The organism is Methylobacterium symbioticum (assembly GCF_902141845.1).
Taxonomy (GTDB): domain Bacteria; phylum Pseudomonadota; class Alphaproteobacteria; order Rhizobiales; family Beijerinckiaceae; genus Methylobacterium; species Methylobacterium symbioticum.
Genome location: NZ_CABFPH010000141.1, coordinates 1 through 10780 on the forward strand (window position 1 = coordinate 1; position 10780 = coordinate 10780).

At 72.1% G+C, this 10780-nt stretch carries 11 protein-coding genes; 6 read left to right on the top strand and 5 right to left on the bottom strand.

What is annotated here, in order from left to right:
• The first annotated feature begins 563 nt into the window (after positions 1 to 563).
• From MET9862_RS26365 to MET9862_RS26380, 4 genes are read left to right on the top strand one after another with little or no spacing between them, the layout of a single operon-like run.
• Positions 564 to 2099 carry an MBOAT family O-acyltransferase gene (locus MET9862_RS26365; RefSeq protein ID WP_142585908.1) on the top strand — a complete coding sequence of 512 codons (1536 nt, stop codon included), beginning with the start codon at positions 564 to 566 and terminating at the stop codon, positions 2097 to 2099.
• 10 nt (positions 2100 to 2109) lie between these two features.
• Positions 2110 to 3108: a hypothetical protein gene (locus MET9862_RS26370; RefSeq protein ID WP_142585909.1), complete on the top strand. Its 999-nt coding sequence runs from the start codon at positions 2110 to 2112 to the stop codon at positions 3106 to 3108.
• Positions 3105 to 4862, top strand: a complete 1758-nt coding sequence (locus tag MET9862_RS26375) for an amino acid adenylation domain-containing protein (RefSeq protein ID WP_142585910.1) — start codon at positions 3105 to 3107, stop codon at positions 4860 to 4862. Before MET9862_RS26370 ends, MET9862_RS26375 begins: the two co-directional genes overlap by 4 nt.
• A gap of 2 nt (positions 4863 to 4864) precedes the next feature.
• A complete protein-coding gene (locus MET9862_RS26380) occupies positions 4865 to 5107 on the top strand; it encodes an acyl carrier protein (protein WP_142585911.1) in 243 nt (80 codons plus the stop codon).
• 124 nt (positions 5108 to 5231) lie between these two features.
• On the opposite strand, the gene MET9862_RS26385 is transcribed toward MET9862_RS26380, so the two are convergent.
• The gene (locus tag MET9862_RS26385) at positions 5232 to 5591 is read right to left on the bottom strand and encodes an ArsR/SmtB family transcription factor (RefSeq protein ID WP_142585912.1); all 360 of its coding nucleotides are present in this window, start codon (positions 5589 to 5591) and stop codon (positions 5232 to 5234) included.
• Between the two features lie 50 nt (positions 5592 to 5641).
• Between MET9862_RS26385 and arsH the strand changes: the two genes are divergently transcribed.
• The gene (arsH, locus tag MET9862_RS26390) at positions 5642 to 6424 is read left to right on the top strand and encodes an arsenical resistance protein ArsH (protein WP_142585913.1); all 783 of its coding nucleotides are present in this window, start codon (positions 5642 to 5644) and stop codon (positions 6422 to 6424) included.
• Between the two features lie 318 nt (positions 6425 to 6742).
• A complete protein-coding gene (locus MET9862_RS26395) occupies positions 6743 to 7141 on the top strand; it encodes a group III truncated hemoglobin (RefSeq protein ID WP_142585914.1) in 399 nt (132 codons plus the stop codon).
• 43 nt (positions 7142 to 7184) lie between these two features.
• Here MET9862_RS26395 and MET9862_RS26400 read toward each other — a convergent pair whose 3' ends face one another.
• From MET9862_RS26400 to cobF, 4 genes are all read right to left on the bottom strand, one after another.
• Entirely contained in the window at positions 7185 to 7598 is a 414-nt protein-coding gene (locus MET9862_RS26400) for a type II toxin-antitoxin system VapC family toxin (protein ID WP_142585915.1), read from the bottom strand.
• Positions 7595 to 7822 carry an antitoxin gene (locus MET9862_RS26405; RefSeq protein WP_142585916.1) on the bottom strand — a complete coding sequence of 76 codons (228 nt, stop codon included), beginning with the start codon at positions 7820 to 7822 and terminating at the stop codon, positions 7595 to 7597. Before MET9862_RS26405 ends, MET9862_RS26400 begins: the two co-directional genes overlap by 4 nt.
• Positions 7823 to 7920: 98 nt before the next feature.
• Positions 7921 to 9585, bottom strand: a complete 1665-nt coding sequence (locus MET9862_RS26410; RefSeq protein WP_142585917.1) for a DEAD/DEAH box helicase — start codon at positions 9583 to 9585, stop codon at positions 7921 to 7923.
• A 139-nt stretch (positions 9586 to 9724) separates the two neighbouring features.
• Positions 9725 to 10471: a precorrin-6A synthase (deacetylating) gene (gene cobF, locus MET9862_RS26415; RefSeq protein ID WP_142585918.1), complete on the bottom strand. Its 747-nt coding sequence runs from the start codon at positions 10469 to 10471 to the stop codon at positions 9725 to 9727.
• Between the last annotated feature and the right edge of the window lie 309 nt (positions 10472 to 10780).

A 10780-nucleotide genomic window follows, 5' to 3' on the forward strand; every position in this document is an offset into this window, starting at 1 on the left:
CGGCACCGGCGCCCGCCCCAACCCCGGCGCCGGCCCCGCGCTGAGGCGCCGGCCCGCCCGGGCCGGAGGCGGCGCCTGCGGAGCGGCGGAGGATCTCCCCTGCCGGACCTCGGTTCGGCGGGGGCGCTTCCGGGATCACGGATCGTTGACTGTCAATCGCGGGCCAATGCTGCCACCGTGAACGCGCTCCCCGGCGGAGCAAAACTCCGGTCAGGCCCCGGATCGCGCCGGCCCATCGGTGGCTCAGAGCCGATCGCGACACGATCGAGAACAGCTCTCCACCGGCACCGACACATCGGATCCTTGCATTCGACCGGCGCGACACGAATGAAAGGCGGCTTTAATCCCGCTTTTCAGGCGTCCGATAGCGAAATTTCGCGGATCGGTTTGCGCCCTTTATTTGACAGGTATCAATTTCCAAGCCGCCCTCGCGGGACACAAACCGCCCAGATTTCCGATCCTGAGCGGCAGATTCAGATCCACATCACGACGGAATGCCGCGATCGCCGGGGCGTGCTTCACGTCGCCCTGACCTGTCATACGGCCGGCGGGGGGCCGTCGCCATGCTGTTCGCATCCCCGCATTTCCTGTTCCTGTTTCTGCCCTGCGCCGCGGCGGGCTTCTTCCTGATCGGCCGGAGCGGCAGGCCGGCCCTGGCCCTGGCCTGGCTCGTCGCGGCGTCGCTGGTCTTCTACAGCCAGGCCAATCCCTGGTTCGTCCTGGTGCTTCTGGCCTCGCTCGCCTGGAACTTCACGGCCGGCCGCATCCTGGGCCGCCGGCCGTCGCGCCCGCTCCTCGGGCTCGCGATCGCCGGAAATCTCGGCGTGCTGGCCTGGTTCAAATATGCCGGCTTCTTCGCCGACCTCGTCAACGCGCTATCGGGCGCCGCGCCGGTCACGGTCGCGACCGTGGCGATCCCGCTCGGCATCTCGTTCTACACCTTCCAGCAGATCGCCTATCTCGTCGATGCGCATGACGGCGTCAGCCGCGAGAGCGACCTGCTGCACTACTGCGCCTTCGCGACGTTCTTCCCGCAGCTCCTGGCCGGCCCCATCGTCCGCCACGGCGAGGTCGCCGGCCAATGGCGCGATCCGGCGACCTACGCGCCGCAGGCGCGCAACATCGCCCTCGGCCTATCCGCCTTCGCCATCGGCCTGTTCAAGAAGGTCATCCTCGCCGACAACCTCGCCCCGGCCGCCAACGCGGCCTTCGATCTCGCGGGGCAGGGGGCCTATCCGCCGGCCGGGCTGGCCTGGTCCGGCGCGATCTCCTACGCCCTGCAACTGTATTTCGACTTCTCGGCCTATTCCGACATGGCGATCGGCATCGCCTTGATCTTCAACATCCGGCTGCCGTTCAACTTCGCCTCGCCCTACAAGGCGGCGAGCGTCATCGAATTCTGGGAGCGGTGGCACATCACCCTGACCCGCTTCCTGACGACCTATCTCTACAACCCCGTGACGCTGCATCTCACCCGGGCGCGCCTGAGGGCAGGGAAGGGGGGCTTGCGCCGCTCGACCTTCGAGCCGGGGCCGTTCCTGCACCTGATCGCCACCCCGACGATCCTGACCATGGCCCTGTCCGGGCTCTGGCACGGGGCCGGCCTCCAGTTCGTCGCGTGGGGGCTGCTGCACGGCCTGATGCTGGTGGGCAACCGGGCCTGGCGGCTCGGCACCGGCACCCTGAACGGCCTGCGCGGCCTGCGGATCCCGCGCCCGCTCGGGATCGGGCTGACCTTCCTCGGCGTGACCGTCGCGCTGGTGTTCTTCCGGGCGCAGGATCTCGGCCAGGCGATGCGGGTCCTGGCGGGCCTCGCCGGGCTGGCGGAGGCCTCCGCGGGCACCGCCTCCCCCGAGGGCTCCAAGCTCCTGCTGCTCGGGCTGTTCATCGTCTGGGCCCTGCCGAACACGCAGCAATGGCTCGGGCTCGCCCCGTGCCAGCGCCTCGACGCGTGGCGAACCCTCGCGGCCACCTTCGAGCCGGGGCGTCACGGCCGGGTCCGGTTCCTGCACGGCGCGCTCGCGGGGGCGATCCTGTGCGTGGCCCTGCTGCGCCTCCTCGGCGAGGCGCCGGCCGAATTCCTCTACTTCACCTTCTAGAGGGCCGCGCATGAGGGCTTACCTGCTCGGGCTGTGTGTCGGCGGCTTCCTCGCCATCGCGGTCCTCGCCGGCGGCTTCGCCACCGCGATGCGCCTGAGGCCGCAGAACCTGATCGCCCCCGCGATCTCCAGCGTGGAATCGGTCAACGAGAAGTTCCGCTTCCTCCGGCAGCGCCCGGATCTCGACCCGCAGGTCGTCGCGGTCGGCTCCTCGATCACCTGGCGGCATATCGACGGCGCCGCCTTCTCGGCCGGGACCGGCGCGAGCTTCCTGAACGGCGCGACGGGCCTGCTCGCGGTCCACCAGACCCGGGCGCTGACGCGGCTCTACCTGGACCTGTTCCCGCGCGCCTCGACCTTCGTCATGCTGACGAGCCTGACCGATTTCGGCGATTGCAGCCAGAACGGCACGCTCTTCAGGCCCGACGACGCCAAGGCCTATATCCGCGGCGAGCAGGCGGAGGTGTACTTCTACCTGAAGTACCTGACCCTGGCCCGCTACTACGCGGCCTCCCGGATCTGGCCCGAGGCGACCGCGCCCTTCACCGGCGGCCGCTGGCTGGACGCGTTCGGGTCGAGCCCGATGCAGGTCTCCGACCGGGGCCTGCGCTACGGCCCCCTGCCGTTCGATGCGCGCTGCGTCGAGGAGCTCAAGCAGTTCTCGAACGAGATCCGTGCCCGCGGACGCCAGCTCGCCGTCGTCGTGATGCCGGCCCGCCCGGAATACCTCGCCCAGTATCCCGACGCCGCGATGCATCTCGACACGGTGGTCGACGAGGCGGAGCCGCATTTCCGCACGGACGGCAACCTGCTGGTGGATTTCCGCGACGCCGAGCTCGAGAGCGCGGATTTCTGGGACGCCTTCCACCTGCAATGGTCGGCGGTTCAACGCGTCAGCGGCGAGCTGACCGAGCAGCTGGCCCGCTTCGTCCGGCGCGAGACCGAGGCGGACGACGCTGCGGAATGCTGCGCGGTGCAGGTGGTGGGGCAGGGGGATGAGGACCGGTGACCAGTCTCTCCCCCCTCTCCCGCTCCGGGAGCCCTGAGGCCGGCCGGGGCGGGCCGGCTGCCAACGCAGCGAGCGACTCGGCCGCGGCGTCCGAGGAGACGCTCACCGCCGCCCTCGCCCGGTCGGCGCGCCTGTTTCCCGACCGGCTCGCCCTGTGGGCGCGGGGCGAGACGCGCACCTTCGCCGAGTTCTGGGACGCGGCCGGCACCCTGGCGGCGGCGCTGATCGCCGGCGGGATCCGGCCGAACGACCGGGTCGCGATCCTGAGTTCCCGCACCGTCACGGCCTATACGGCCATCGCGGCGGCCCTGCGCGCGGCCGCGACCTATGTCCCGCTCAATCCGCGCTACCCGGCGGACCGGAACCGCAGCATCCTGGCGGCCTCCGGGGCGCGCGCGCTGATCGTGGACCGCAGATGCGCCGTCCAGTTCGCGGACATGCTGGCGGCCCCGCCGCCGGACCTCGCGGTCGTGCTGGCCCCGGAGCGCGACACGCCCCGGTCCGCGGCCCGGACCCTGTTCCTCGCCGTCGACGATCTCGACGCCGCCGCGGCGCGGCGCACCGCCTGGCCCGCCCCGTCGCCGGCCGACCGCGCCTATCTCCTGTTCACCTCGGGATCGACCGGCGCGCCCAAGGGGGTCCCGATCACCCATGCCAATGTCGGGGCCTACCTCGCCGGGGTCGCGGCCATCGCCCCGGTGACGCCGGAGGACCGGCTGATCCAGCTGGTCGACCTCACCTTCGACCTGTCCGCCCACGACATGTTCGCGGCCTGGACGAACGGCGCTGCGATCGTGAGCGTCCCCGAGAACGCGACCCCGCTCGCCCCCCGCTTCGTGCAGGAGCTGGCGGTGACGCAGTGGCTGTCCGTCCCCTCCGCGATCGGCATCGCGCATCAGGCCGGGATCCTGGGGGAGGGCAGCCTGCCGAGCCTGCGCGCCTCGCTGTTCTGCGGCGAGGCCTTCCCCGCCTCCCTCGCGCGCCTCTGGGCACGGGCCGCCCCGAACAGCGCGATCCACAATCTCTACGGCCCGACCGAGGCCACGATCGCCATCAGCCACGGCCCCTACCGGCCGGATCATCCGGCGACGGTCCTGCCGATCGGCCGGCCCTTCGCGGGGCAGGGGATGGCGCTGTTCGACGACGGCGGCCGGCCCGCCGCGCCGGGCGCCGTCGGCGAGATCTGCCTGTCCGGATCGCAGCTCACGCGCGGATACTGGCAGCAGCCGGGGCTCGACGCGGACAAGTTCCTGACGGTCGAGGGGACGCGCTGGTACCGGACCGGCGATCTCGGCCGGATGGAGGCGGGCGACGGCCTGCACTTCCTCGGCCGCGTCGACCACCAGATCAAGATCCGGGGCTACCGGGTCGAGACGCTGGAGATCGAGGGCGCCCTGCGGGCGGCGGCCGGCCGCGATCTCGTGGCCGTCCTCCCGCTCCCCGCCCCCGAGGGCGGGACCGCCGAGGGCGTCGTCGGCTTCGTCGCCGGAGCGCCGCTCGACACGGCCGCCGTCCTGGAACGCCTGCAGGGATCCCTGCCCGACTACATGATCCCGCAGGCCCTGATCGTCCTCGACGCGCTGCCGCTCAACGCCAACGGCAAGGTCGATCTGCGGGCGCTGGCCGGGCATCCGGCCCTGGCCGACCTGCGCGCGCGATCCGAAGGCCGCCGCGCGCGCCGGCCGGCCGCCCGGCCTCACGCCTCGGCGGCGTCCCCGCTTCCTCCCGGCACGATGACTGGCACGACGAGCTGAGCATGACCGTACTGATCCGCCTGCAGGACGTCGCCCGGGACGTGTTCGAGAACGAGCGGATCCTCCTCGAACGGGGATCGACGGCCGCCGACATCGCGGAATGGGACTCGGTCTCGCACATCGCCCTGGTGCTCGCCGTCGAGGCCGCCTTCGACCTGCGCTTCGGCACGGCCGAGATCGGATCCCTCGAGAATGTCGGCGCCTTCGTCGATCTGATCGAGCGGAAGCTCCGGGACGCCGCCTGATCCGCCGGCACGGGGCGCGCGCAGGAGGCCGTCCACGAAGAGCCCGCCGCCGTCTCGCATCATCGCCAGGGTGGTCCGGGACGTGCCGCAGGCGGGGTGGTGGTCGATGCCGACGGCGGACGCCTCAGGCAGGGGCGATGTCGCCGGTGGCGCAGTCGCAGGCGCCCAGCGCGGCCACGGCCGGGGCGCAGACCTCCGGGTGGCCCTGGCAGCAGTCGCGCATGAGGAACTGGACGAGGTCGGACAGGCCGGCATAGGCGGCACTGTAGATGACCGACTTGCCCGCGCGCCGGGCGCTGATCAGCCCGGCATGCGAGAGCTCCTTCAGGTGGAAGGACAGGTTGTTGCCGGCCACCCCCACCGTCTCGGCGAGCACGCCGGCCGCGAGGCCGTCCGGGCCGGCGGTGACCAGGGCGCGGACGGCCCGGAGCCGGTGCTCCTGTCCGAGCGCCGCGAAGGCGGCGAGGGCTTGCCGTTCGTCCATCGGATGACCTACAGATCAACGTCTGTTGAAATGTAGAGGAATCAGGTGCCGTGAACAAGCCCGAGCAGCCGTTCTCCGACGGGATGCCGAGCCTCTCCGAGGCACATTTCGTGGTGCCGGTCGCGGAGTGGGGGGCGGCGTCGACGCCGCTTGCCCACGCACCCCGCTTCCTCATCCTCTACGGCTCTCTGCGGGAGCGCTCGTTCAGCCGGTTCCTGGCCTACGAGGCGGCGCGCCTGCTGGAGGCGATGGGTGGCGAGGTCCGGATCTTTCACGCCCACGGCCTGCCGCTGCCCGACGACGCGACGGCGGATCACCCGAAGGTGCAGGAGCTGCGCGCCCTCTCGCTCTGGTCGGAGGGCCAGGTCTGGGTCAGCCCCGAGCGGCACGGCAACCTGACCGGGGTGATGAAGGCCCAGATCGACTGGCTGCCGCTCAGCGAGGGCTCGGTCCGCCCGACCCAGGGACGGACCCTGGCCGTGATGCAGGTCTCGGGCGGCTCGCAGAGCTTCAATGCCGTGAACAGCCTCCGGCTGCTCGGGCGCTGGATGCGGATGATCACCATTCCGAACCAGTCCTCGGTCCCGATGGCCTACCAAGCGTTCGACGAGGCCGGCCGGATGAAGCCGGGGCCGCTCTACGACCGCGTGGTCGACGTGTGCGAGGAGCTGATGAAGTTCACCCTGTTGACCCGCGGACGGGCCGATGACCTCGTCGACCGCTATTCCGAGCGCAAGGAGCGCGAGCCCGAGCGCCTGAAGGCGGTCGCGGCCGATATCGGGTTCCTGACCCGGGAGACGCCGTCGCCCGGCGATGGCGGCTCCGCAGCGTGATCCCATCGCGGCCGATCGCGGCTGCGGCCGATGCAGGGGAGGGGCCCGGCGCGGCCGGGACCGGGAAGCCGCGCCGCGTTGCCATCCGCGCCCCCACGAGACACCCGGCCAGGGTCGCGTGCCAGGGTGTCTCAGGGGTCATAGGACGGCCAGGGATCCGGCACCATCCCATTCGCATAAGATATATTATGGAACCAAAGCGGCCCTACGGCCGGGTGAGGGGGCTTCCAACCCCCGGAAAACCCTCGGCCTCCTGAAAACCTTTGGCCTCCCGAAAGCTCTTGCCCTCGCCCATCGCCGCTGGCATGCCACGCGACGATGCCCGACACGGTCCTCGACGCGGCGAGCCTCGCCGGCTTCCTCGACGCCTTCTACGCGCGCGTGCGGCGCGATCCCCTGATCGGCCCGGTCTTCGCGGCGGCGATCCCCGACGCGGACTGGCCGCGGCACATGGCGACGATCCAGGCCTTCTGGTCCTCGGTGCTCCTGAAGACCGGCGGCTACAAGGGCAATCCGTTCGGCCGCCATCAGGCCCTCGGCATCCTCACGCCCGCGCATTTCGAGCGCTGGCTCGGCCTGTTCGCGGAGACGGCGCAGGCGCGCTTCGCGCCTCCAATCGCCGACGCTCTGATCGCGCGGGCCCACCGCATCGGCGACAGCCTGAAGGCCGGCCTGTTCGTCCGGCCCGGCGCGCCGGCCGGGCAGGGCCCGTCCTGAGGGCCACGGGCGGCTCAAGGTCCCCTCCCCGGTCAGGCTTCGATCAGGCCGGTTCGGCGGTCCAGTCCTCGATCGCCAGTCCCTCGACCCGCTCGAACTCCCGGACATTGTTGGTCACCAGCGTCAGATCGGCTGCGCGCGCATGCGCGGCGATCCAGAGGTCGTTGCCGCCGATCAGCCGGCCCGCGGCGGCGAGGTCCGCGCGCAGGCGCCCATAGAGCGGCCCGACCCGGTCCTCCATCGCGAGGACCGGAATGAGGCGGGCGAGGGCGGCCAGACGCCGCCCGGCTTCCGCGTCCCCGCCTTTGGCGACCCCGTAGGCGAGTTCGCCATAGGTGATCACCGACATCACGACGCTGCCGGGCTCCGCGGCGGCGAAGCGGCGCAGGACCGCCGGGGGCCGGCTCCGGCGGATGTGGATGCAGATGTTGGTATCGAGCATGTAGCGGGGCTTCACAGGCCCTCGCGCTCCTGCGGCGGCGCATCCGCGCGATCGTCGATCTCGGGCGGAAGCTCGGCCAGCAGCTCGAAGGCCGCGGCGAGGCCCGGGTCCCGCACCTCCCGCAGCACGATCTCGCCGCCGCGCCGGAAGATCTCGACCTCGGTCCCGCTCAGGCGAAATTCCCGAGGGATGCGGACGGCCTGACTGTTCCCGGATCGGAAGATGCGTGTCCGCGCCATGGGGCACCCCGTCTACACGGATCTGTATATACCAGCCTGCCGTTGAGGGACAGACCGGGCGAGGGCGGCTCAAGGCCCCCTCCCCGGTCAGGCTTCGATCAGGCCGCCAGATCCTCCGCCCGCCGTGTGTCGGCGAAGACGCGCCCGTCGGGGAAGCGCAGGCCGAACTCCGTGTTGAGGCGCCCGGCCGGGCGCAGCCGCAGGCTCGCCGGCCGCTCCAGCTCGTCCAGCCGTGCCAGCGCCTCGTCGGCGCTCGTCGGCGCGTCGCGCCCGCCGCCGAGGCCGCGCCACCACAGCACCGCCTTCTCCCGCGCATAGCCGCTGGCCTCCAGATCGAGGCGGACCCGGTGGCCGCCCTCCGGGCAGGCGAGGGCGATGGCGAGGCCGCCCGGAGAGGCCTCGAGCGCCCAGCCGGTCACCGGCTGCCACGGTGCCGAGGCACGCGCCCGAAGCGCCTGCGTCACCGGCTCGGACAGGATCGGCAGGGCATCCTCGGCGGCCGCCTCGTGCCTGGCCTCGCCCGCCTCCTCGGCGTCGGGCTCGACCCAGCAGGCCTCGCAGGTGGAGGCGTTGAGGGCGATGAGCGCGCCGCAGCCGGGGCAGGGCTTGGCGCGCACCGCCCCCTCCCGCCCGCGCACCTGGGCGGCGGTGCGGGCGGTGACGATGTCGACCGGCCCGTGCATGCGCACCAGCCCGGCATAATCGAGGATCAGCGCGTCCGTCTTGCCCGGCGCCTGCCGGAGCGCGCGGCCGACCTGCTGCACGTAGAGCCCGGTGCTCTGGGTCGGGCGGAGCAGGGCGACGAGATCGACCTCCGGCACGTTGAAGCCGGTGGCGAGCACGCCGACCGAGGTCAGGCAGCGGATGCGGCCCGCGCGGAACCCCGCGACCAGGCGGTCCCTCTGGCGCCGCGGGGTCTCGCCGGAGAGGGTCTCGCAGGAGAATCCCTCCCGGCGCACCGCGTCGCGCACCGCCTCGGCATGGGCGAGGCCGGCGCAGAAGGCGAGCCAGGCGCGGCGGCTCCGGCCGTAGCCCACCATCTCCTCCACCGCGGCGCGGGTGATCCAGTCCTGGTTCACCGCCGCCTCGAGCTGGCTCGGAATGTAGTCGCCGCCGCGCCGGCCGACGCCGCTCACGTCCAGCGCCGTCAGCGTCGCCTTGGAGACGAGGGGGCTGAGCCAGCCGCGCTGGATCAGGTCGCCGACATTCGCCTCGAAGACGATGCGCTCGAACAGGCACCCCTCCCCCTCGTCGAGGCGCCCGCTGTCGAGCCGGTAGGGCGTCGCCGTGAAGCCGACGACGCGCATCTCCGGACGCAGCGCCCGCAGGCCCGCGAGGAAGCGGCCGTAGCGCGTCTCGGCCGCGCGCGGGATCAGATGGGCCTCGTCGACCACGACGAGGTCGCGCGGGCCGATCGCGTCGAGCTTGTCCCAGACCGACTGGATGCCGCAGACGAGGATCTGCGCCCCCGCCTCGCGCCGTCCGAGCCCGGCCGAGAAGATGCCGGCCGGCGCCTCCGGCCAGGAGGCGACGAGCTCGCGATGGTTCTGCGCGATGAGCTCGCGGCTGTGGGTGACGACGACGATGCGGGCCTCGGGCGCCCGCTCGAGGCTCTCGCGGGCCAGCGCGGCGATCACCAGGGACTTGCCGGCCCCGGTGGGCAGCACGATCAGCCCGTCGCGGAGCCGGGAGCCCCCTGCCCCGCCCCACGCCGCCTGGAGCGCGTCGAGGCTCGCGCGCTGATAATCCCGAAGCTGCAGCATGCGCGCCGTGTACGCGTTATGTCCCGGGATTCCAAAGGGACAGGTCCCTTTGGCGGGGTGCCGGGGCGGAGCCCTGGCCTGAAGCCCCAGGGCTCCGCCCTGGACCCGCGAAGGGGATGATCCCCTTCGAACCCCGGGATCAGGGACGGCGGAGGAGGTAGGTGTCCATGATCCAGCCGTGGCGGGCGCGGGCCTCGGTGCGCCGGCGCCGGATCTCGGGCGCGACCGTACCGAGCCGGCCGGAGATGAGGATCTCGTCGGGCGAGCCGAGATAGGCACCCCAGTAGATCGTCAGATCCGGGTCGAACTGGTCGAAGCTTGGATCGCCGTCGAGCATCACCACGGTGCTGTCGGCCGTGAGGCCCTGGGCAGCGAGGTTGCGCCCGGTGGTGACGAGGACGTCCGCGCCGATCCGGTTGAGCAGGATGGCATGGGCGGCGGTGAGCGCCTGCACGCTGGTGATGCCGGGGATCACCGTCCAGGCGAGGTCGAGGCGGCCGGCCGCGCGGATGCGCTCCAGGACGCGCAGGGTGCTGTCGTAGAGGGAGGGGTCGCCCCAGACCAGGATGGCGCCCACCTCCCCTGCCCCGAGCTGATCGCGGATCGCCTCTTCGAGCCGGTCGGCCCGGGCCTGATGCCAGGCCTCGACCGTGCCGCCGTAATCGGCGGGCCGCCGGTCGCGGGCCGGATCCTCCAGCGCGACGAAGCGGTGGGGCTTGGCGATATGCGCCGCGCAGATCGACCGGCGCAGGGCGAGCAGGTCCGCCGTCTCGGCCCCCTTGTCGAGGGCGAAGACCACGTCGACCTCCGCGAGCGCCCGCACCGCCTGGAGCGTCAGGTGCTCCGGGTTGCCGGTGCCGATGCCGATGACGCGCAGGCTTCGCATGGGGGCTTCCGGACAGGCGCGAGGATCCGCGCTGCCGCGCCTCCTAGAGCGCTCTCGGCCGAAGGGGAAGCCGGTTCGGCCGCAGCGCGCGAGACAGGGACCCAGGACCGCGCCCCGCCGCATGCCGTCGATCTCGGCGCTGAAAGGCCTGTAGCCATCTCCGCGAGGAACCGCGGTGCCGGGATCCCCCAGGGACCAGTCCCTTGGGCAGGGTGTCGGGGCGGAGCCCTGAGATCTTCCAGGGCTCTGCCCTGGACCCGCCAAAGGGATGATCCCTTTGGGATCCCGGAAACGCAGAACGGCCCGTCA

What these genes read in the sequence shown, in the direction of transcription:
- MET9862_RS26405 (WP_142585916.1), bottom strand. Translation starts at nt 7,822, where the DNA reads ATGGCGCGGACACGCATCTTCCGATCCGGGAACAGTCAGGCCGTCCGC.
- MET9862_RS26365 (WP_142585908.1), top strand. Translation starts at nt 564, where the DNA reads ATGCTGTTCGCATCCCCGCATTTCCTGTTCCTGTTTCTGCCCTGCGCC.
- MET9862_RS26370 (WP_142585909.1), top strand. Translation starts at nt 2,110, where the DNA reads ATGAGGGCTTACCTGCTCGGGCTGTGTGTCGGCGGCTTCCTCGCCATC.
- MET9862_RS26385 (WP_142585912.1), bottom strand. Translation starts at nt 5,591, where the DNA reads ATGGACGAACGGCAAGCCCTCGCCGCCTTCGCGGCGCTCGGACAGGAG.
- MET9862_RS26395 (WP_142585914.1), top strand. Translation starts at nt 6,743, where the DNA reads ATGCCCGACACGGTCCTCGACGCGGCGAGCCTCGCCGGCTTCCTCGAC.
- MET9862_RS26380 (WP_142585911.1), top strand. Translation starts at nt 4,865, where the DNA reads ATGACCGTACTGATCCGCCTGCAGGACGTCGCCCGGGACGTGTTCGAG.
- MET9862_RS26410 (WP_142585917.1), bottom strand. Translation starts at nt 9,585, where the DNA reads ATGCTGCAGCTTCGGGATTATCAGCGCGCGAGCCTCGACGCGCTCCAG.
- cobF (WP_142585918.1), bottom strand. Translation starts at nt 10,471, where the DNA reads ATGCGAAGCCTGCGCGTCATCGGCATCGGCACCGGCAACCCGGAGCAC.